Genomic DNA, 21,687 nt, shown 5'->3' on the forward strand with positions numbered 1-21,687 from the left:
ACAAAAAGGGAGGCCGGACATAGAGGCAGTCGCGGCCGAGGGGAAGCGCAGGCGCGCGTTTAATAAAGGCCGCTGAGATCTTCGGCGGGTTCGCGCTTGGGCGGAGGCGGAGTGGCCGGCACGCTGGGAGTCGTTTCCTGGCGGGTCTGCTCTTCGCGTTCGCGACGCACGACGTCCTCATACTTTTGCGGACCGATCGGAATATCGATGGGCCGGGGCGCCTCTTCCTCGCGGCGACGCTCGGTGCCGGGACGGAAGGCCTCCTCGATGCCGTTGATGTTGCGGAAGACCGCATTGCGCGGGCGCACGAAGGGTCGGGCCGGCCGGGTCTTGAGTGCCGTCTGCATGAACTCTGTGAAGATGGGAACCGGTCCGGTCGCCCCCGTCTCGCCCGATCCCAGAGGGCGGTTGTCATCGAAGCCGATGAAGACCCCGACCACGATATCGGTGGTGAATCCGACAAACCAGGCCGAGCGATATTCGTTGGTCGTGCCGGTCTTGCCGCCGACCCATCGGCCCAGGCTCCGCGCGCTGGCTGCGGTGCCACGCTGAACCACACCCTCCAGCATCGAACTGATCTGATAGGCCGTGATCGGGTCGATCACCTGTTTGCCAGGCGGAGTGAGGCGCGGCGATGCCTGGCCGGAGAAGACCCTGTCGCAGTCCCGGCAGTCCCGGCCGTCGGCGCGATAAAGAACCTCGCCGTTTCGGTCCTGAACCATATCGATGAAATAGGGGTCGATGCGACGACCACCGTTTACGAAGGCGGCATAGGCTGCCGTCAGGCGATACGGCGTCGTTTCCCCCGCGCCCAGCGACACGGACAGATTGGGGGCCATGTCGTCGGCCACGCCCATCTGTTCGGACAGGTCGACGATCTTTCGCATGCCGACGTCCTGGGCCAGGCGCACGGTCATGACGTTGCGGGACAGCTCCAGCCCTCGGCGCAGGCTCTGCGGCCCATAGTATTCGCGACTGTAGTTCTCGGGCGTCCAGCGCTCGCCGTTCGCGCCTCCGGCAAAGCTGATCGGGGCGTCCAGCACGATTGAGGCGGGGGTATAGTTCCCCTCCAACGCCGCCGCATAGACGAAGGGCTTGAAGGCGGACCCCGGCTGGCGCTGCGCCTGGGTCGCGCGATTGAAGCTGGACAGGGCATAGGAATAGCCCCCGACCATGGCCAGGACGCGCCCTGTCTGCGGATCGATGGCGACCAGGGCACCGTTCACGGCCGGCACCTGCTTGAGAGCGAAGGTCGAGCCGGTCTCGCTGGTCGGTTCAACGAAGATCAGATCGCCCCGACGAAGCTGCCGGTTGGCATTGGCCCAGGCCGCATCGGCTGTGACCAGGGTACCGGTACGGTCATCGCGGGCGGTGCGGATGCGCACGGCATTGCCGCTGACGCTCTCGACTGCGGCGGCCTGCCAGGCTCGACGTTCTGGCGGAGTCGTCTTCTTGGCCGCTTCGGCCTGCCAGCCTTCGGCAAAATCGGTGGTGCCCCAGGGGCCGCGCCAGCCATGGCGGCGGTCATAGTTTTCCAGCCCCTTCATCAGTGCCCCGCGCGCGGCGGACTGCAGCGCCGGATCCAGCGTGGTGCGGACATAGAGCCCGCCCCCCTGAACCACCTCGCGGCCGAACCGGTCGATGGTCTGGCGGCGAGCCTCTTCGACGAAGAAGTCGGCATCCTGATAGGCGGCGCGGCGTGGCGCATCCTGGGTCACCAGGGGCCGGGCACGCGCGGCGTCCCTCTGTGCATCGGTCAGCCAGCCGTTCTCGGCCATTTCACCCAGCACCCAGTCGCGGCGGCCCTTGGCCTCGCCGGGGAAGCGCTTGGGATGATAGTTGGTCGGGCCCTTCGGCAGGGCTGCAAGAAAGGCGGCCTCATCCGCCGTCAACTGACCCAGGGACTTGCCGAAATAGTTATAGGCCGCCGAAGCCACCCCATAGGAGCGGTAGCCCAGATAAATCTCGTTCAGATAAAGCTCGAGAATCTGTTCCTTGGACAGGGTCGCTTCCAGCCGGCTGGAGAGGATCGCCTCTTTCAGCTTTCGGTTGATGCTGGATTCGCTGGTCAACAGGACGTTCTTGGCGACCTGCTGCGTGATGGTGGAGCCACCTTCGAGGCGGCGTCCAGACACGACGTTGAACAGGTTCTTGAACATCGCCCGGCCCAGGCCGGACACATCGATCCCGCCATGCCGGAAGAAGTTCCGGTCTTCCGCCGCCAGGAAGGCCTGAACCACCGTCGCCGGAATCTGATCGTAGGTGACGTAAAGGCGTCGCTCGTCCGAGAACTCGCCGATCAGAGTGCCGTCTCCGGCATAGACCCGCGTGGCCGTCGGCGGGCGATAATCGGCCAGTTCTCCGGCATCGGGCAGATCGTGGAACAGCCACGCTGCATAGATCGCCACGATCACGCCTGCCAGGGCGATTGCCCCCAGCAGGCCGATCCCGGCCATCACGAACCAACGCTCGGCTATCTTCACCACGAACTCCGACGGACACCCACAACAGGGTTTAGCTCGCGTCGGCCCCGGCGCAAAGGGTTAGTGCGTCCCGCCCGCCGCCGGCAGGCCCGCCATCATGACGGAGGCATCCAAATCGCGGAAATAGATGTCGATGCCCGAGACGACAGCGCGCATCAGCCGGCGGCGATAGCGTTCATCCGTCAGAGCCCGCTCGTCCTCGGGATTGGTGATGAACCCCATTTCCAGCAACACCGCCGGCACGTCGGGGGCCAGAAGCACGGCCAGGCCGGCGTCTCGGTGGCTGCGGCGCAGCAGCGGATGCTGACTGCCCTCGATCTCTCCGATCAGGGTGCGGGCGAATTTGGCAGAGCGGTTCTGGGTATCGCGCTGGGTCATGTCCAGAAGAATGCGGTCCACAGAAGGGTCCCGGCCCGGCAGGTGCAGCTCCCGGTGCCAGTCGTTCCGCCCGGTGAACTCGCGGCGTGCGCGGCCCGCCCCCTGTTCGGACAGGGTGTAGACACTGGCCCCGCGGACCGCCGGATCAGCACCCGCGTCCGCATGCAGCGAAATGAACAGATCAGCGTCGGCAGCACGGGCGATCTGAACGCGGCGCTCCAGGCCGACATAGACATCGGTTTCGCGTGTCAGACGCACGCGGTATCGGCCGGTCCGTTCCAACTCGGCTTTCAATGTCAGGGCAGCAGCAAGCGTGATCTGACTTTCGCGCGCATGAGCCCCCAAGGCACCGGGATCACGCCCGCCGTGCCCGGCATCGATGACGATCAGCGGACGCTCGCCCCGGCGCGCTGCCGGTCTCGCCGGCGCGGGATCGGCGCGGCGGGCGACCGGGGCCCCGGTGGCCTTCAGGTCCACGACATAGCGATAGTGGGCCACACCATCGCCGGGAGGCAGCAGGAAGCGGCGCTCGATCTCTGCGGCCGAAGACAGGTCCAGCTCGATCCGGGCGGCCCCGCGCCCCGCGCTGACGCGGTAGCCGCGCACTAGGCCCGCGCCCTGGCCCGAGACACCCTGGCCCGCCGTGACATCGGACAGGCCGATGACGACACGCCCGCCCTCGCCCGCCTCGACCACGGCACCGCGCGTGGTGGCCTCCAGATCGATCACGACCCGGGTGCGCTCGGCATCACCCCCAAATCGCAGACGCAGAATCGAACCGGCATTGCCAGACGCCAGACCTTGCCCGGCCGCGAACACGGCGAGGCAGAAGGCGACGAAGGCCAGCGCCGTCATCGCCCATTCGCGAGCGCGCCAGGTTTTGATACGCAACAGACCGTGCATTCTGAACGGACACCCACCATCTTGGTTGGTCGCAACATGCCACGGGGTGCTGTCGATTGGGTTAAGGCCACGCCGATCGCAAGCGGGACTGGCCGCTTTCAATTCCCCCACGGCGTGACTATGCTTCTTTCCGCTCGCGAACGATCGCGTCCCCTGATCCCTCAGGCCGGGCGCGCCCTCCTCGCCTGTGATGACTTCCACCGATCCGATGATCGCTCAGGGGCTGGCCCCGCGATTTGACGACCCGGGCCGGGATGCCGCCGTTTCCGGTGCGTCCGGTCCCAGGACCGTACTGAACCCATGGGCCTTACCGCCTGCGCTCCCTCCCGGTCTGACATGACCGACGTCGTATCCGGCGCCTTGCCGGACGATGGGAAGACGCGCGCGCCGGCCCCCCATCCCATTCGGCGAGCCGCCCCGGTCCACAGCGACCCCGGCCGAGCGCGCCAGAGAGAGACGTTTGATGTCAAAGACCATGTTGATCGACGCGGCCCATGCGGAAGAAACCCGCGTCGCCATCGTCGAGGGCCGTCAGGTCGAGGAATTCGACTTTGAATCCAAGACGCGGCGCCAACTGCGCGGCAATATCTATCTGGCCAAGGTCACGCGGGTAGAACCCAGCCTCCAGGCCGCGTTCGTTGAGTATGGCGGCAATCGCCACGGCTTTCTGGCCTTCAACGAGATCCACCCCGACTATTATCAAATCCCGACCGCCGACCGCGAAGCCATCATGGCCGAGGCGGCGTCTGACGACGATCACGACGACGACCTGGGCCGCGAAAGCTCGGACGACGATCATGATTCCGAAGGCAAGCTGGCCGACGAAGAGCGGCTGAAGCGGCGCTTGATGCGGCGCTACAAGATCCAGGACGTGATCCGGCGCCGGCAGATCCTGCTGGTTCAGGTCGTCAAGGACGAGCGCGGCGGCAAGGGCGCGGCCCTGACCACCTGGCTGTCCCTGGCCGGTCGCTACTGCGTGCTGATGCCCAACACCGGCAAGGGCGGCGGCATTTCGCGCAAGATCACCCAGGCCACGGATCGCAAGCGCCTGAAGGCGGCTGCGGCTGCGCTGGACGTGCCGCCCGGCATGGGCCTGATCATCCGCACGGCAGGTGCCAAGCGGACCAAGGCCGAGATCAGCCGCGACTACGAGTATCTGCTGCGCCTGTGGGAGACGATCCGCGAGACGACGCTGAGCTCCAACGCCCCGTCGCTGATCTATGAAGAGGAAAACCTGGTCCGGCGCGCGGTGCGCGACATGTTCGACAAGGATTTCGACGGGATCCAAGTCGAGGGCGTCGAGGGCTTCAAGGAGGCGCGCGACTTCATGCGGGTGCTGATGCCCTCGCAGGCCAAGAAGGTGCATCTGTACCAGGGGTCCAAGCCCCTGTTCGCCGCCAACGGCATCGAGGAACTGCTGACGCAGATCCACCAGCCGGTCGTGCCGCTTAAGTCGGGCGGCTATCTGGTGATCAACCAGACCGAGGCCCTGGTCGCCATCGACGTCAACTCCGGCAAGTCGACCAAGGAACGCAACGTCGAGGCCACGGCGTTCAAGACCAATATGGAAGCGGCGGTCGAGGCGGCGCGGCAGCTGCGCCTGCGCGACCTGGCCGGGCTGATCGTGATCGACTTCATCGATATGGATGAGCCGAAGAACAATCGGTCGGTCGAGAAGGTGCTGAAGGACGCGCTGGCCAAGGATCGGGCCCGCATCCAGATGGGCAAGATTTCGAGCTTCGGCCTAATGGAAATCAGCCGTCAGCGTCGCCGTCTGGGCGTGATCGAGGGCGCGACCGAGGTCTGTGCGCACTGCCAGGGCGCGGGCCGCATCCGCTCGGCGGAATCGGCGGCGCTGATGACGCTGCGGGCCGTGGATATCGAGGCGGGCCGGAACGGTGCCGGCGTGATCAATCTGCGCGTCTCGACCGCCATCGCCCTCTACATCCTGAACCACAAGCGGGAGTATCTGCAGTGGTTGGCGAAAACGCGCGGACTGAAGGTGGTGGTCCTGATCGACGACGCCCTGGGACAGGGCGATCACGCGATCGAGCGGATCGAAACCAATGAGGACTTCGTGCCGGAAGAGGTCGCGGTGCCCGCGATCGATCTGGACGATGATTTCGACGACTCCGCCTATGCCGACGAAGACGACTTCGACGACGAGGATGAGGAATTCGGCGACGACGAGGACGAGGCCCAGCTGGACCGCGAGGACAGCGACGATGACGAGCCGCGCGAACGGGCCGAACGGTCCGAGGGCGAGGGTGAATCGGGCGGCGGCCGCCGCCGCCGCCGCCGCCGGGGCGGCCGCCGCGACGACGAGTCCTCCGATGGAGTCGTTGCGGCCCTGGCCGAGGATGACGACAGCGAAGCAGCGCGTCGCCGCAGACGTGGCCGCCGCGGAGGACGCCGTGTCCGTGAGGATGGCGATCGCGACGGCTTCACCTGGGTCCGCGGCCGCACGCCGTCGCTGGAAGACCCCTACGTCTGGTTCGATCCGATCAATCCGATGGGCGACCGCGACCAGTCAGCGGAACGGGCCGAGAAGGTCGTGGCCGGTGACGTCGAGGAGATGGTCGGCGAGCGTCCCGACGGAGAACGCGGCGAGCGCGAAGGCCGTGGGCGGCGTCGTCGCCGTGGTCGCGGTCGTGGCGGCGACCGGAGTGTGACGCACGAGGACAAGGTCGAGGCCCGCGCCACTGGCGAAGGCATGCCGATCGAGGGTGACCCCAGCCGTCCGATCGCCGTCGAGGCGGCATCGGAAGATGGCTCGACCTCGGACGACGTGGCCCCCACGGCAGTGGCGGAGCCCAAGCGTCGCCGCGTGCGCCGCAAGGTCGCCTCTGCGGACGTCCCGAGCATCGAGCCTGTGGAACTGGATGTGACCCCGGCGGAAGCAGCGATCGAGGTCGCCGAAACCGTCGAAACCGAGGAGCCGGAGCAGGTCGAGGCTCCCGTCCCGGTCGCGTCGGAGCCGGCGGCACCGAAGGCCGCGGCTGAGGCCGAACCGGTGGTCGAGGCAGAGCCCGAACCTGCCCCTGTGGTCGATGTTCAGGCCCTGATTGCCGAGGATCCCGCCCAGATCACCACCCCTGCGCCAAAGCCCAAACGTGGGTGGTGGCGTCGCTGATCAAGGCGTCCTAGATTGTGAGGGTTCAGGCGGGGGCGTCTGTCGCTTAGGAGTTTGCCATGACCTGGCTGTCCCGCGCCGCCGCCCGCCTGGCCGCCCCCGTCACGGGGGCGGTCGCCGGAGCCATCGCCATGATGGCCCTGGCGACCCCCGCCTCGGCCCAGAGCCTGATCCGGGACACCGAGATCGAAGGCATCATCCGCGAATGGGCCGACCCGGTCTTCGTGGCCATGGGGCTGGAGCCGGACGAAGTTGAGGTCCTGCTGGTCAACGATCCGTCGCTGAACGCCTTTGCCACGCGCGGGCGGATCATGGGTTTGAACACCGGCCTGATCCTGGAGACCGACAGCCCCAACCAGTTGCTGGGGGTGATCGCCCACGAGGCCGGGCACATCAAGAACCGCCATACCTTGCGTGACGGTGCTCAGGACGCGGGCATGCAGCCGTTCCTGATGACCATGGCCCTGGGGGCGCTGGCCATCGCGGCGGGCGCGCCTGACGCCGGGGCGATCCTGATCGGCAACAGCCAGTATTTCGGCACGCTGAGCGCCCTGCGCTACATGCAGAGCCAGGAGGGTGAGGCCGACATCACCGCCGCGCGGGCCCTGGAACGGGCCGGGGAATCCGGGCGCGGACTGGTTGGCTTCTTCGAGAATTTCCGCTCGCAGGAAGTGTTCTCGGACGCCCGGCGCTTCCCCTATTTCCGCAGCCACCCGCTGTCGTCTCAGCGGATCGAGGCCCTGCGCCGCCCGGTCGAGCAGGCGTCGAACTATGCCAAGGTCGACAGCCCCGAACGGATGGCCCAGCACGCCTTGGTGATCGCCAAGATCCGTGCCTTCATGGAACCGCCGACCCAGACGCTGTGGACCTACCCCGAGACTGACACCTCGATCCCTGCCCGCTATGCCCGGGCCATCGCCTGGTACCGCGACGGCCAGACGGAAAAGGCCCTGGCGGCAGTCGATGCCCTGATGGTCGACGATCCCGAGAACCCCTTCTACTGGGAGCTGAAGGGTCAGATCCTGTTCGAGGAGGGCCGCCCTGCAGAGGCGGTCGGGGCCCACCGCCGTTCGGTCGAACTGCTGCCCGATGCGCCCCTGTTCAGGGTCAATCTGGGCCATGCCCTGATCGAGACCAATGACCCGGCCAATCTGGACGAGGCCGTCGACCAGTTGAAGCGCGCCACGGCGCTGGAGCCTGACAACACCCTGGCCTGGCGGCTGCTGGGTCAGGCCTATGCCAGCCAGGGCAAGGAGGGCGAAGCGCGCCTGGCCTCGGCCGAATACTATTTCGCCCTGGGTCGCCAGGATCAGGCCACACAGTTCGCCCTGCGCGCCCGCGACATGCTGGAGTCCGGTTCGATCGAATGGCGCCGGGCCATGGACATCGTCCTGGCCTCGGGTGCGACCATGGAAGACATCAACGACCTGGACGAACGCAACCGCCGCCGCAGGGCGCCCGGCGTTGTGGCCCCCACACCCAACTGATCCCGCCCGCCACTGGATACCGCATGACCGACGACGCCCCCACGCCGCCTGAGCCGACCGCACGCACGGACTGGACTCGCCACCCTCGCCTGCCGCTGGCCGCACTGGTGGTCGGGGTGCTGGCCCTGGGGACGGCCGTCGCGCCGTATCTGTCGGGCCAGGATTTCGACGGGCGGGTGCGGGCCTATCTGCTGGCCAATCCGCAGGTCTTGCAGGAGGTCAGCCTGGCCCTGCAGAACCAGGAGAACACCAACCGGATTACCGCCCTGAACGAGGCGGTGGCCGCCAATCCGTCCGTCCTGGCCGTGACAGAGGGCGAACCGGCGTTCGGCCCGGCCGATGCCAAGGTTACGGTAGTGCAGTTCTTCGATTACCAGTGCCCCTACTGCAAGACCGTGGCCCCCGCCTATTTGGCGTTGATCCAGGCCAATCCGGACGTGCGGTTCGTGTTCAAGGAGCTGCCGATCCTGGACCGCGGCGACGAGATCACCTCGCAATATGCGGCGCGCGCCGCCCTCGCCGCCCAGGCCCAGGGGCGATACCTGCCGGTGCATGAGGCGCTGATGGCCGAGGCGGCGCTGAGCGTGGAGGCGGTGGACCGTATCCTGGCCGCCAATGGCGTCGATCCCGCTGCGGCACGGGCGGTGATTGAGGGGCAGCAGACGTCGCGCATTCTGGCCGATGTCTATGCGGGGGCGGGCTCGGTCGGGCTGAACGGCACCCCGACCTTCTTCATCAACGGCAAGGTGCCCGCCAGCAACAGCCCCGAGGACCTGGCCGCCGCCATCGCCGCCGCCAAGGGCTAGGCCAGCGGCAGGGTCATGTCGCCGCCGATCCATTCGGTGCGCGACTGGGCCAGGGCCGCCTCGGCCGCCGTCGTGTTGCCCAGTCCCCGCTCGGCCTGAGCCAGGACAAACCAGCTGTAGGGATCAGCGGGCCAGGTCTTCAGCAGGTCCTCGACCTTCGCCTTAGCTCCGGCAGGATCGCCGCCGGCCAGCAGGGCGGCGGCGAGACTGCGGTCGATCGGAAACCACCAGGCCGGCGGATCGCCGCCCAGATCGGCCTTGTTCTGAAGCTCTGCAGCCCGGCCATAGGCGGAAACGGCGGCTGTATAGTCGCCCTCGATCATGGCCGCACGGCCTTCGAGAACGCGCTGGGACAGTTCGGTGAAGACCATGACCATGTCGGCGCCGGGGACGTCGCTCGGCAGGTTCTCGCGCAGCTTGGCTATGGCCTGGGACTCGGCCCGGGCCCCCTGCGCATCGCCCCGGCGGGCCGCCGCCTCGCCCCGGGCATAGTGCCAGCTGATCCGCAGCAGGGGGTGGGTCGCGGGCGGTTCGGCCAGGGCCGCGACCTGATCCTGAGTGCCGAAGCGGCCATAGACGGCATAGACATTGTTGGCCACGACCTGACGCCAGATATTGTCCGGCGCGATGGTGGGATAGGTCGCCAGGAACCAGTCGGCCAGGGCCAGGCCGTCCTCCGCCCCACCTGCCATCAGGGCCCCGCCCAGGCCGAAATGAATGTTGTGCCCGTGCAGCCCCATGCCGGGGACACCACCGGGAGGCTTGGCGAGACCGTCGTAGCGACGATCCAGTGCCACGGCATCGACATTGGCCTTCATCGCATCGCGATAGCGGCCGACGCGGTAATAGGTGTGCGACGGCATATGGACCAGATGACTGGCCCCCGGTGCCAGGAGGGCCAGCCGCTCGCCATAGGGCAGCGCCCGGTGCGGATCGCCCGACCATTCGGTCAGATGGATATAGAGGTGGATGGCGGCCGTATCGTCCGGATCGCGAGCCAGGACGGTTTCCAACAGACCCATGGCGCGGGTGATGCCCGGCTCGGCCGGCTTTCCGTCGTCCGTCCACCAGCGCTCGGCCTTGATGAGGTGGGCGTCGGCGGCAACCACGGCGACGGCCAGATCGTCCGGATGACGCCGGGCCAGCCGGTCCATGCCTGCGGCGAAACGCTGGCTGCGGGTGCTCTCGCGGCCCGAGTAGCGCTGGATCAGCACATCCATCATCTGGCGCTGCAGGGGTGTGGCGCGGCGGCCCAGGCGGCGGGCCTGGCGGGCCACCACCAGGGCCTCGGCCTGCACCTCGGCATCGGGGCCGCCGTTGATGTCCGCCCCCATGGCCCAGGCTTCACCCCAGGCGCACATGCCGCAGGACGGATCGATCAGCCGCGCGCGCTGGAAAGCCCGCACGGCCTCATCCCCCGCAAAGGCCCAGCGCAGGCGCACCCCGTGGTCGAACCAGGCCTGGGCCTCGGAGTTGGTGGTGTCGATCCGGAAGCCGCCTTTGCCGAAACCCTCGACCATGACCATCTCGGCCACGGGCGCCCCGGCGGCAGGATCCTGTTCCGAACCGCAGACGGCAGGACGCTCGATCAGGTCGCGGGCGGCCCGGTCGGCGGTCGCATCGGCCACCGCTGCCGGGCCGATCAGGCAGGCGGCCGTGGCGGTGACCAGCAGGAGCTTCCGTTTCATCGCCATTCCCCCGGATGTCTGGGGACAGTGTGCCTGCGAATGTCGGGATCGCCAATCAGGAACGGGAGGGCGATGCGAAGCCCCATCCACACCAAGCGACGAAAGCTTCAAATCCGTCATTCCGGGGCGCGCGAAGAGCGAACCCGGAACCCAGGGGACTGCCACCCTTACAAGAGTCGGATCAAAGAGCCGGACTGCGGTCCTGGGTTCCGGGTTCTTGGCTCTGCCAAGCCCCGGAATGACGGAAAAAGGTGGATCAGATCAACCCGGCCAGGGGCGAGGACGGGTCGGCGTACATCCGCTTCTTCATGCGCCCGGCCAGATAGGCCTCACGCCCGGCGATGACCGCGTGTTTCATGGCCGAGGCCATCAGGACCGGATCGCGCGCCTCGGCGATGGCGGTGTTCATCAGCACGCCGTCACAGCCCAGTTCCATGGCCACGGCCGCGTCAGACGCAGTGCCCACGCCAGCATCGACCAGGACCGGCACCTTGGCCTGTTCGACGATCAGGCGGATGTTGACCGGGTTCTGGATGCCCAGGCCTGAGCCGATCGGCGCGCCCAGGGGCATGATGGCGACGGCCCCTGCCTCCTCCAGCTTGCGGGCATAGACGGGGTCGTCGGTGCAATAGACCATGACGTCGAACCCCTCGGCGACCAGCAGCTTCAGCGAGCGCAGGGTCTCTTCCATATCGGGGAACAGGGTGCGGGGGTCGGACAGAACCTCCAGCTTGACCAGGCTCCAGCCCCCGGCCTCGCGTGCCAGACGCAAGGTGCGAACCGCATCCTCGCCCGTGAAGCAGCCCGCCGTATTGGGCAGATAGGTATAGCGTTTTGGATCGAGGAAGTCGGTCAGGACCGGCTGGCCCGGATCGGTCAGGTTCACCCGGCGCACCGCCACGGTGACGATCTCGGCCCCTGAGGCATCGGCAGCGGCGGCATTCTGGGCATAGTCGCGGTATTTGCCGGTGCCCACGATCAGGCGTGAGGAAAAGGTGCGACCGGCGACGGTCCAGGTGTCTTGGGTGCGGCTGTCGAGGGGGGCTTGGGTCATGGCCGTAGGTAATCCGTCAGGGCGACGAACAAAACCCGCCACGGGATCAAACATTGCGATCAGCCGCCGCCGACCAGTTGCACCAGTTCGATGCGGTCGCCCTCGGCCAGTTCGGTTTCGGGGTGCAGGGAGCGGGGCACGATCTCCAGATTGCGCTCAACCGCGACCTTGCGCGGGTCCAGGCCCAGGTGGGCGATCAGCTCGGACAGGGTCCGAACCGTGACCTCGGTCATATCTCCGTTGACCTGGATACGCATGCCGCCTGCCTCAATGACCCGACCGCGCCGATTGAAAAGGCTGAGCTTTCCCATCCTGACGGTTTCGCTGATGACATAGCGCAATTCGGCGCGGAGGGCAGCATGCAGTGCTGGCGATACGGCGACTTCTGACGTGTTGCGGACATTCGGGGATGTAGCTGTTAGCCTGACCATCTCTGCCGGACCGGAGAGGGCAAGGGCTGGCTCACCATGATGAAACCCGTGCTCCGCATCGATGGCAGAGACGCAAATCCCTGCGAGGGAAGGCCCGTCATCGACTGGCCCAAGGCGATCTGGAACGGAAGCTTGCTCGCCGTTTCGGTCGTGGCAGGGGCTATTTTCTTTAGCTGGTCAGCCTTCGCGCTGTTCTTGGTTCTGACCTACGTGACGCTCCTGATAGGTCACAGTGTCGGGATGCACAGGATGCTGATCCATCGGACATTCCAATGCTCTAAGCCACTGGAACGCTTGTTGATCTATGTGGGCGTCCTCGTCGGTGTCGCCGGTCCATTCGGCATTATCCGCGTGCACGACATGCGAGACTGGGCGCAACGACAGCCAGTGTGCCACGATTTCTTCGCTCACACCCGCGGCTTCTGGCGCGACCTGTCATGGCAGCTTTTCTATCGTTTCGATTTCCATCGCGCTCCGACCCTGACCATCGAGCCCAACATTGCCAATGATCCGTTCTACCGGTTTCTGGAGGCGTCATGGCGATGGCAACAGTTGCCTTTGGCAGTCGGCCTCTTTCTCATCGGCGGCTGGCCATGGGTGGTCTGGGGTGTGGCTGTCCGGGTCATCGTCAGCACGGCTGGACACTGGACGATCACCTACTTCTGCCACAACCCCGGGCCCGGTCGATGGGCCGTCAAAGGTGCCTATGTGCAGGCGACCAACCTCTCGGGCCTCGGCCTGCTCACTTATGGCGAGTGTTGGCATAACAACCATCATGCCTTTCCGGAGTCCGCACAGATCGGACTGGAAGCAGGCCAACTTGATCCCGGTTGGATTGTCATTCGGTCGCTTGAACGCGCCCGGTTGATCTGGAATGTGGGACGGCCTCGCGAGGAAGGACTGCGAGACGACCTCCAAGACCGCAGCGCGCTCGAACCCAGCCAGTAGGCAGATGTCCGCTAGCCACCCTCAGGCGACTGTCCGTTTCCGACCCATAGCGGACGTCGCTGAAGGATGTAGGGTAGCTGGATGCACACCACCCTCATCGGCATCCCCACCAAACAGATCGCGGACTGGACGACCTTTCATGAAGTCTTCGCGGAGGCTCTCGGCTTCCCTACGTTTTACGGACGCAACATGAACGCATGGATCGACTGCATGACAGACGCAGACGACCCCGAGACGCGAATGGTCCAGCGCGCGGTTCAGCCCGGCCATCTGATGACGTTGGAGATCGACGACGCCGACGATTTCGCGGCGCGCTGCCCTGAGCAGTTTAATGCCCTGATCGAGTGCACTTCCTTCGTGAACTTTCGCAAAGTCGAAATGGGCGGGACGCCCTTCCTCTCGCTCTTGTTGACCGGACACATATCGGCTGCGCGATGACCGTTTCCCGCCCATGGTCGGCAGTCTGCTCTCGACCCGTTGAGGACGTTGGAGCGTACTGCAATGCTGCGTCTGCGCAGGGGCACCAGATGAGCACAATGTACTCAGGCATTTCGTTTCGACCCGACGTGCGCGAGGTGCTGTTTGGCCGCGAAGGCGGCGCAGGCTGGAAGTTGGACGTGTTCGGGCACGATCCGAACTGGTCTGACCCCTATGGCGATGCGTGGGAACAGTCACTGGACGAGATGCTTCCGCACCTCGCGCGGTTTGTCGACAGCAACAGCACTTGGAAAGTTCACCCCTCCGGGGAGCCAGCTACCTTCTGGGACGTCATCTCTGGTCACGTCATTCCTGCTGGAGGCTAATCGCCTAGCGTCCGCCCACCACCCGTTGCCGACCTCCAGCCTGTCTGCTTCCCAGCCTTTCCACCGACCCAACGCACCACCTCCCCCGAAATCCGTTGACCGGCGCGTGCATGCCGTTACGTCATTGTGTGCATCGACGCCCTTTGACCTGGGCCATCTGTCCGCTAAAAGGCCGCCCCGGTCGCGTGCGGGCTGATTGAGCCTTAAGCTGCGGCCCTGATTCCAGAGCGCCCGATTCCAGAGCGAATGCCCCAGACGCCCGTCATTCATGTCCTGAACGGTCCGAACCTGAACCTTCTGGGGACGCGGGAGCCGGAAATCTATGGGCACGACACCCTGGCCGACGTCCAGGCGCTGTGCGAGCGGACGGCCGATCAGGACGGCGGCGCGACCGTTGTGTTCCGCCAGTCGAACCATGAGGGTAAACTGATCGACTGGATCCATCAGGCGCGGACCGAGGCGTCGGCCCTGGTGATCAATCCGGCCGGATATGGCCACACTTCGGTCGCCCTGCTGGACGCGCTGAAGGCGCTGACCATTCCGATCGTGGAATGCCACCTGTCCAATCCGGCGGCGCGCGAGCGTTTCCGGCACCGATCCTATGTCTCGCCCGTGGCAAGGGGCGTGATCGCGGGCTTTGGCCCGCAGAGCTATGAACTGGCGGTCAAGGCCGCCCTCACCCTGGTCCGCGTGGCGGACAAGGAACGCGGAACGGCATAGGCCCGTTCGCCCAAAGGACACCGAGAGGCTGATACCCACCATGGCCGATGACAAGAAGACACTGAAGAACGACCCCGCCGGCGAGATCGACACCGCCCTGGTGCGGTCGCTGGCCGACATCCTGAACGACACCGATCTGACCGAGATCGAGGTCGAGCGTGGGGATCTGAAGATCCGCGTGGCGCGTGAGGTGACGGTGGCGACCCCCGTCCACTATGCCTCCGCCCCAGTGGCCCAGGCGGCTGCGCCCGCCGCCGCCCCGGCCCCCGCCTCCATGCCATCGGACCCGGCGACCATCGTGGCCAAGGCCGGCGAAGAGGTGAAGTCGCCGATGGTGGGCACCGCCTATCTGCGGCCCTCGCCCGAGGCTCAGGTGTTCGTCCAGGTTGGGGACAAGGTCAAAAAGGGCCAGACCCTGCTGATCGTCGAGGCCATGAAGACCATGAACCCGATCCAATCCCCCCGCGACGGCGTCGTCGCTGAGGTGGTGGTCGGCGACGCCCAGCCGGTCGAGTTCGGCGAACCGCTCGTCCTGCTGGAAGCCTGATCTCATGTTCACCAAGGTTCTGATCGCGAACCGGGGCGAGATCGCCCTGCGCATCCATCGTGCCTGCAAGGAGATGGGCATATCGACCGTGGCGGTCCATTCGGAAGCGGACCGCGGGGCGATGTGGGTGCGACTGGCCGACGAGAGCGTCTGCATCGGCCCGGCACCAGCGGCCAAGTCCTATCTGAACATTCCGTCGATCATCGCTGCGGCCGAGATCACCGGGGCCCAGGCCATTCACCCCGGATACGGCTTCCTGTCGGAAAACGCGCGCTTTGCCGAGATCGTCGAAGCGCACGGCATGACCTTCATCGGGCCCAAGCCCGAGCACATCCGCATCATGGGCGACAAGATCACCGCCAAACAGACGGTCAAGGATGCGGGCATTCCCGTGGTTCCCGGATCGGACGGTGAGGTCGAGACGGTCGAGGCCGCTATCGCGGCGTCCAAATCCATCGGCTTTCCCCTGATCGTGAAGGCCTCGGCCGGCGGCGGCGGGCGCGGCATGAAGGTGGCCCTGACGGCGGACGACCTGGTCGAGGCGGTGCAGACGGCCCAGTCCGAGGCCATGGCGGCCTTCGGCAACGGCGCGGTCTATATGGAGCGCTACCTGCAGAAGCCGCGCCATATCGAGCTGCAGGTCATCGCCGACAGCCATGGCAATGTCGTGCACCTGGGCGAGCGGGACTGTTCGCTGCAACGCCGGCACCAGAAGATCCTGGAAGAGGCCCCCTCTCCCGCCCTCACGGCCAAGGAGCGCGAGGCCATCGGCCGCACGGTCAATGAGGCGATCGGCAAGATCGGCTATCTGGGCGTCGGCACGATCGAGTTCCTGTGGGAAGACGGCGAGTTCTTCTTCATCGAAATGAACACCCGGCTGCAGGTCGAGCATCCGGTGACCGAGGCGATTACCGGCGTCGACCTGGTGCGCGAGCAGATCCGCATCGCGGCCGGCCTGCCGCTGTCGTTCACCCAGGACGACGTGCGGTTTGAGGGCCACGCCATCGAGGTGCGGATCAACGCCGAAAACGCCGAGACCTTTACCCCCTCGCCCGGCACCATCACCGACTTCCACGCCCCCGGCGGGCTGGGTGTACGGCTGGATAGCGCCATCTATGCCGGCTATTCGATCCCGCCCTTTTACGACAGCCTGATCGGCAAGCTGATCGTGCACGGCCGCGATCGAACCGAATGCGTCGCGCGGCTGAAGCGCAGCCTGAACGAAGTGGTCATCGGGGGCGTGGATACGACCATCCCCCTGTTCCAGAAGCTGTTGCAGGAGCCGGACATCCTGTCGGGCGACTATGACATCCACTGGCTGGAAAACTGGGCCAAGCGCCGGAAGGGCGAAGCCTGACCACCCATTCGGCCACGGGACCGTTCGCCGGTTTCGGACCGGACGACCTGTTGGCCTGCTATGCGCGGGGCGTCTTTCCCATGGGAGAGACGCGTGACGATCCCAGCGTGTTTCTGGTCGAGCCGGAGATGCGCGGCATCCTGCCACTGGCCGGGTTCCGCGTGCCCTCGCGCCTGGCCCGGACGGTACGGCAGGAGCGGTTCGAGGTCCGGGTCAACACCGCCTTTGCCGCGGTCCTGGACGGCTGTGCCGCCCCGGCGGCGGGCCGCGAGGACACCTGGATCAACGGGCCGATCCGGCGGCTGTATGTCGAACTGCATGCGCGCGGCCATGCCCACAGCGTCGAGACCTGGCGGGACGAGCGGCTGGTCGGCGGCCTGTATGGCGTGACCCTGGGCGGGGCATTCTTCGGCGAGAGCATGTTCAGCCAGGAGCGGGATGCGTCCAAGGTGGCCCTGGTGCATCTGGTGGCCAGGCTGAAACGCGGCGGATGGTGCCTGCTGGATGCCCAGTTTCAGACTGACCACCTGAGCCAGTTCGGCGCACTGGAGATGCCGCAGGAGGACTATCTGGTGCTGTTGGCCCAGGCCCTGAGTGTCACCACGGACAAGGCCATGTTTGAACGACCGCTTTCAGGAAGCGAGGCCCTGGATCAGCCTTTGCAGCCCACGACCCAGGCATCATAGACCGGGTGTTCCAGGGCGTTCAGCCCAGGGGACGAGGCGAACATCCAACCCTGAAAGATCTGGCGCGCGTCGATCGGCTGGACCGTACCGCGCGGCTGCAGACTGATCTGCAAATAGGCAAAGGCATCCTGGCCGCGCTCGTCGGGGGCCGAGACCTCGCAGGCGCGGGCGGTGAAGATCAGAGACTGGTCGAAGCGCACGGGACGTCCGCCCACCTCGACCTCGAACCGCATGGACTCGGCCGTGACCTTGTCGATCGCCTGAACGATGGCGACGCGGCGGCGCGGACGACTGGCCGGGCTGTCGCTCTCGGTGGCGGCTGCGGCGGTCGTGACGGGCACGGCCTCCTCGACTTCTGCCTCTTCGGCTTCGGCCTCATCCAGAGCGGCTTCGGCCCCGGGGGGCGTCACCGGGATCGGCGCGGCCGGAGCCGGAGTGCCTGCTGGCGCGGCCTCTGACGGTGCCGGGGTGGCAGCGGGAGCGGGCTGGGCGGGCGTCTGTCGCAGCAGGTCGGCGATCGGGTCCTGAGACGGGCGGGCGTCCTGGGGCGAATCCTGCAGACCCGCGGCAATGACCACTCCGGACCCTGCCAGGGTCAGGACCAGGGCCGACGTCAGCAAGATGCCGCGGCGCTTCATTCCGGTTTCCACGCCTCATAGTCGCCCGTGGCCGGCGGGCGCTGACCGCTGGCCAGCAGCGACCCCTGCGGCCGCCAGGCCATGGGGGTGCCGGTCAGGTTGGGCAGGTGATCCTTTTCCCAGGTCCGGCGACGCAGCGGCGCCTCGGTCGGAGGCTCATCGAACGTATAATGCAGCCAGCCGTGCCAATCGGGCGAGACCTTGGATGCCTCGGCATAGCCGTCATAGACGACCCACCGGCGCTTGCGGCCGTCATAGCTGACATTGTCGCGCGACTGGTAATACCGGTTGCCGTGTTCGTCCGCGCCGATCAGCTCACCGCGTTTGGCAATGGTGAACAGGGTCCCGATCGTCGCCCCACTCCACCAACCGAAAAACCTGCTCAGCACGTCGAAACACCTGGATGATTCCGCCGCGCGGTCGGTCCGGCGGCACAGTCGCAGCATAGAAAGTGGCGGCCCCGTCGTCCAGCGAAGACAATCAGGCCCTTCTCTCAATATCTTGGGGGTAAGGCGACCAACATACGCCAGATTTATTGCGAACCTCGGTTTGGAGGCTCAGACTGCGTGCCTCTGCCACGAGGAGATCGCCCGCATGCGTCTCGATAGTCGTTTTGGCCTCCACGCCGCGCGCCTGGCCGTCTCACCACGCCCAATCGAACGGACCGACACGGTCGTCACTGTCACGGCACCCGATGGCTGGAGTGATGCGAGGATCGAATCCTGGCTGGATTGGGCCGAGAGATCAGGCATCGCCTGTCCCAAGGACGCTTCGCTGACTGACCTGTTCCAGGATTGGGCGACGGCACAGGTGGCCCTGCATTCCGATCTGACACCTGAAGCGGGTATGGCGCTGGCACGCGAGATGGCGGCCACGATGGTGCTGGGCCTGGTGGCCCCCTGCTCTGGCGAAGACCGGGCGACCACTCCGTTCGATTTGAGCCAGGCTGCGGATCGCCGCCGTCTGACGCAGGCCACGTCCCAGGCCTGTGCCGAGCGGTTGAGCCGGCACGCGGTCGAGGCACTGGCGCGGGCACTGGACGCCGTCGCCGACGCCGTGGATCGTTGCGAGGGCCCTGCGGCAGACTGTGCCGACCCCCGCACCAATCCTGCCCTGGCGCGCGCAGCCCACAGGGCCAGGCAGGCCGGAGCCACCGACGCCGACCTGATGCGTGCCATGGCCGGCGAACGACCGAACGCCGAACCGCTCGCCTCCACATCCTCCTCGCCCTGGATCGTGCAGGGGGACGTCGGCGGCCCGGCAGGCGGCATCATCGTGCGGGCGGCATTCGAGCGGCCGGTGCTGCTGGTGCCGACGTCGCGGGATGCCGCGCGCGCGACCACCATACGTGCGGCCGAGCGGGTGATCCTGTCACTGCCCGCAATCATGGGCCTTGGAGACGATCCAGAGCGGGCCCTGTCGGCCGTTGCCGGCCTTTGGGCTTGGGCCATTCATCGGCGCGACCCTCAAGGGGCGCTGGCTTTCGGTCTGGAGGGCGCCGCCGATGCCCTGCCCGCCGAGGCCCTGCTGGATCTGGAAGCGGCGGATCGAGTGGTGGCGCGGGCCGCCCGGACCGTCATTTCAGCCGCGCGCCGGGCGGTACCTGGCGAACGGATCGTTTCCCTGTCGGCACAGGACGCCGAGGCGCGCCTGAGGCTGGGCCTGTCCCGTTTCTCGACGACTGACCAGTTCGAGACCGGCGACGGCGAAGTCGCCGTTCGGCTGCGGCCCGTGCTGGCCGAAGCGATCGGTGCGGCAGGCGGTGACGTAGAGGCGGCGGAACGGCACCTGTTCGGCCGCCGGACCCTGGCAGAAGCGCCAGGCGTGGATCACGGTGCCCTGCGACGCCACGGCTTCACCGACGTCGAACTGGCTGCGGTCGAGATCGCTCTCAACGACGTGGATCGGCTGGGCGATGCGCTGCGCGCCCCCGTACTGGATGCCGGTTTCATCGGTGACGTCCTGGGCCTGGCCCCTGAAGCGGACGTCCTGACGGCATTGGCGTTTGCGCCCGAGGACATCGAGGCGGCATCGCGCTGGGTCTTCGGTCACGGGGACCTGGCCGAATGGAACAGCGCACCGGCAGCGATCCGGGCCGTGCTGGACGATCCGGCGGCCGTTGAGGCCAGGCTGGCCGCAGCCATCCGGCGCGCAGCGGGAGATGCCGAGCCGATCGCCCTGACTCTTGAATGGAACGCCACGCTTGCGCAAGGCATCGACCGCCTGGCCGAGACGATGCGACGGGGCCCTCGCATGGTCCTGGTCCAACGCGCAGAACCCCCCGTCGGCCTCAACCTGGCGCTGCCTGAGGCGGAGTCCGTGGCGGCGCGCGTGGTCGAACCAGAACCGCGTCCAGAGCCGCGTGCCGAGCCACGCCCTGAGCCTCGGGTGGTCGAGAAGGTCGTCGAGCGTGAGCGCACCCGTCGCAAACTGCCGGACCGCCGCAAAGGCTATATCCAGAAGGCCGCCGTCGGAGGTCACAAGGTCTATATCCACACCGGCGAATATGACGATGGGGAGCTGGGCGAGGTCTTCATCGATATGCACAAGGAGGGCGCTGCCTTCCGATCGGTGATGAACAATTTCGCCATCGCCATCTCGATCGGCCTGCAATACGGCGTGCCGCTGGACGAGTTCGTGGACGCCTTCGTCTTCACCCGCTTCGAGCCGGCGGGACGGGTGACGGGCAATGACTCGATCGGCTCGGCGACCTCGATCCTGGACTATATCTTCCGCGAGCTGGGGGTGTCGTATCTGGGCCGGCAAGAACTGGCGAACGCCGATGCCGAACCGCTGGACGCAGACGGCCTGGGCGCAGGCAAGGCCGACGAACTGGTGCCCGCCGCCCGCTTCATGTCCAAGGGATTTGCGCGCGGGGCCGCGCCCGACAATCTGGTCGTCCTGCCCTTTGCGCGCCGTGCCGACGAGACATCGCGGCCCGACGTTGCCCATCAGGCCGCCGCCTGTCCGGCCTGCGGCGACTTCACCCTGCAACAGCGCGGTGCCGGCTGGGTCTGTGACAGTTGCGGCGTGTCGCCGTCGATGCAGGGCTGAGGCGCTCAGCAGGTTATAAAGACATCGTCTTTAGGCTGGTCCCGCAATTGCAGCGCTGGCTCGGCCAGCCCCGGAGCCTGTTCACCATGAGACATCTGATTCTTGCCGTCGCCGTCCTGGCCCTGGCCACGCCCGCCATGGCTCAGAACGCCGGTCAGATCGCGCGGGTCCAGAGGGGCCAGAGCTGTGCCGGATGCAATCTGTTCCAGGGCGACTTCGGCGGTCTGGAGGCACGGGGGATCAATCTGAGCCGGGCGCGCCTGCGTCAGGCGGACCTGAGCCTCAGCGTGCTGAACCGCGTCAGTTTTCGCGGGGCCGACCTGCGCGACGTCGAGGCGTTCGGCGGCGTCTTCTCGCGTTCGGACTTCTCGGGGGCGGACCTGACCAACGCCGGTTTCGTCGGTGCCTATCTGGACGGAGCCGACTTTGCCGGGGCCCGTCTGAACGGCACCAATCTATCGGGCGCGCGACTGACCGGAGCTCAGGGACTGACCCAGCGCCAACTGGACAGCGCCTGCGGAGACGAGGCCACGATCCTGCCCGGCCGTCTCCATGTTCGGGCCTGCTGAGC

The 21,687-nt window shown here is 66.7% G+C and carries 19 protein-coding genes; 12 read left to right on the forward strand and 7 right to left on the reverse strand.

Going from position 1 to position 21,687, the window contains the following annotated elements:
• Nucleotides 1–59: 59 nt before the first annotated feature.
• The gene (locus JIP62_RS03385; RefSeq protein ID WP_201104529.1) at nucleotides 60–2,456 is read right to left on the reverse strand and encodes a penicillin-binding protein 1A; all 2,397 of its coding nucleotides are present in this window, start codon (nucleotides 2,454–2,456) and stop codon (nucleotides 60–62) included.
• 87 nt (nucleotides 2,457–2,543) lie between these two features.
• Nucleotides 2,544–3,716 carry an N-acetylmuramoyl-L-alanine amidase family protein gene (locus JIP62_RS03390; RefSeq protein WP_201104531.1) on the reverse strand — a complete coding sequence of 391 codons (1,173 nt, stop codon included), beginning with the start codon at nucleotides 3,714–3,716 and terminating at the stop codon, nucleotides 2,544–2,546.
• Between the two features lie 511 nt (nucleotides 3,717–4,227).
• On the opposite strand from JIP62_RS03390, the gene JIP62_RS03395 reads away from it, so the two are divergent.
• The 3 genes from JIP62_RS03395 to JIP62_RS03405 are packed head-to-tail and all read left to right on the forward strand — an operon-like array spanning nucleotide 4,228 to nucleotide 9,190.
• Entirely contained in the window at nucleotides 4,228–6,897 is a 2,670-nt protein-coding gene (locus JIP62_RS03395) for an Rne/Rng family ribonuclease (RefSeq protein ID WP_201103528.1), read from the forward strand.
• Between the two features lie 59 nt (nucleotides 6,898–6,956).
• Nucleotides 6,957–8,384 carry a M48 family metalloprotease gene (locus tag JIP62_RS03400; protein WP_201103529.1) on the forward strand — a complete coding sequence of 476 codons (1,428 nt, stop codon included), beginning with the start codon at nucleotides 6,957–6,959 and terminating at the stop codon, nucleotides 8,382–8,384.
• 23 nt (nucleotides 8,385–8,407) lie between these two features.
• A complete protein-coding gene (locus tag JIP62_RS03405) occupies nucleotides 8,408–9,190 on the forward strand; it encodes a DsbA family protein (protein WP_201103530.1) in 783 nt (260 codons plus the stop codon).
• Here the strand turns inward: JIP62_RS03405 and JIP62_RS03410 are convergent.
• The 3 genes from JIP62_RS03410 to thiS form a co-directional block, all read right to left on the reverse strand.
• Nucleotides 9,187–10,878, reverse strand: a complete 1,692-nt coding sequence (locus JIP62_RS03410; protein WP_201103531.1) for a tetratricopeptide repeat protein — start codon at nucleotides 10,876–10,878, stop codon at nucleotides 9,187–9,189. The genes JIP62_RS03405 and JIP62_RS03410 overlap by 4 nt on opposite strands.
• A gap of 256 nt (nucleotides 10,879–11,134) precedes the next feature.
• Complete coding sequence (locus JIP62_RS03415) at nucleotides 11,135–11,932, reverse strand: thiazole synthase (RefSeq protein WP_201103532.1); 798 nt, start codon at nucleotides 11,930–11,932, stop codon at nucleotides 11,135–11,137.
• Between the two features lie 59 nt (nucleotides 11,933–11,991).
• Complete coding sequence (gene thiS, locus JIP62_RS03420) at nucleotides 11,992–12,189, reverse strand: sulfur carrier protein ThiS (protein WP_201103533.1); 198 nt, start codon at nucleotides 12,187–12,189, stop codon at nucleotides 11,992–11,994.
• A 210-nt stretch (nucleotides 12,190–12,399) separates the two neighbouring features.
• On the opposite strand from thiS, the gene JIP62_RS03425 reads away from it, so the two are divergent.
• From JIP62_RS03425 to aat, 7 genes are all read left to right on the forward strand, one after another.
• The gene (locus JIP62_RS03425) at nucleotides 12,400–13,311 is read left to right on the forward strand and encodes an acyl-CoA desaturase (protein WP_201103534.1); all 912 of its coding nucleotides are present in this window, start codon (nucleotides 12,400–12,402) and stop codon (nucleotides 13,309–13,311) included.
• 81 nt (nucleotides 13,312–13,392) lie between these two features.
• Complete coding sequence (locus JIP62_RS03430) at nucleotides 13,393–13,749, forward strand: barstar family protein (RefSeq protein ID WP_201103535.1); 357 nt, start codon at nucleotides 13,393–13,395, stop codon at nucleotides 13,747–13,749.
• A gap of 89 nt (nucleotides 13,750–13,838) precedes the next feature.
• Complete coding sequence (locus tag JIP62_RS03435; RefSeq protein WP_201103536.1) at nucleotides 13,839–14,114, forward strand: hypothetical protein; 276 nt, start codon at nucleotides 13,839–13,841, stop codon at nucleotides 14,112–14,114.
• A gap of 246 nt (nucleotides 14,115–14,360) precedes the next feature.
• Entirely contained in the window at nucleotides 14,361–14,834 is a 474-nt protein-coding gene (gene aroQ / locus JIP62_RS03440) for a type II 3-dehydroquinate dehydratase (RefSeq protein WP_201103537.1), read from the forward strand.
• Between the two features lie 40 nt (nucleotides 14,835–14,874).
• Nucleotides 14,875–15,381 carry an acetyl-CoA carboxylase biotin carboxyl carrier protein gene (accB, locus tag JIP62_RS03445; protein ID WP_201103538.1) on the forward strand — a complete coding sequence of 169 codons (507 nt, stop codon included), beginning with the start codon at nucleotides 14,875–14,877 and terminating at the stop codon, nucleotides 15,379–15,381.
• A gap of 4 nt (nucleotides 15,382–15,385) precedes the next feature.
• A complete protein-coding gene (accC, locus tag JIP62_RS03450; protein ID WP_201103539.1) occupies nucleotides 15,386–16,738 on the forward strand; it encodes an acetyl-CoA carboxylase biotin carboxylase subunit in 1,353 nt (450 codons plus the stop codon).
• Nucleotides 16,739–16,818: 80 nt separating this feature from the next.
• Nucleotides 16,819–17,424, forward strand: coding sequence for a leucyl/phenylalanyl-tRNA--protein transferase (gene aat, locus JIP62_RS03455; RefSeq protein ID WP_201104533.1), 606 nt, complete (start codon nucleotides 16,819–16,821; stop codon nucleotides 17,422–17,424).
• Here the strand turns inward: aat and JIP62_RS03460 are convergent.
• On the reverse strand, nucleotides 17,391–18,062 hold the full coding sequence (locus tag JIP62_RS03460; protein ID WP_201103540.1) for a DUF2155 domain-containing protein: 672 nt from the start codon (nucleotides 18,060–18,062) through the stop codon (nucleotides 17,391–17,393). The genes aat and JIP62_RS03460 overlap by 34 nt on opposite strands.
• A complete protein-coding gene (locus JIP62_RS03465; protein ID WP_201103541.1) occupies nucleotides 18,059–18,451 on the reverse strand; it encodes an NADH:ubiquinone oxidoreductase subunit NDUFA12 in 393 nt (130 codons plus the stop codon). The genes JIP62_RS03460 and JIP62_RS03465 overlap by 4 nt, the downstream gene beginning before the upstream one ends.
• Nucleotides 18,452–18,656: 205 nt before the next feature.
• Between JIP62_RS03465 and JIP62_RS03470 the strand changes: the two genes are divergently transcribed.
• Nucleotides 18,657–21,116: a TSCPD domain-containing protein gene (locus JIP62_RS03470; protein ID WP_201103542.1), complete on the forward strand. Its 2,460-nt coding sequence runs from the start codon at nucleotides 18,657–18,659 to the stop codon at nucleotides 21,114–21,116.
• A gap of 86 nt (nucleotides 21,117–21,202) precedes the next feature.
• A complete protein-coding gene (locus tag JIP62_RS03475; RefSeq protein WP_201103543.1) occupies nucleotides 21,203–21,685 on the forward strand; it encodes a pentapeptide repeat-containing protein in 483 nt (160 codons plus the stop codon).
• Nucleotides 21,686–21,687: the final 2 nt, after the last annotated feature.

The organism is Brevundimonas vitisensis, from assembly GCF_016656965.1.
Taxonomy (GTDB): domain Bacteria; phylum Pseudomonadota; class Alphaproteobacteria; order Caulobacterales; family Caulobacteraceae; genus Brevundimonas; species Brevundimonas vitisensis.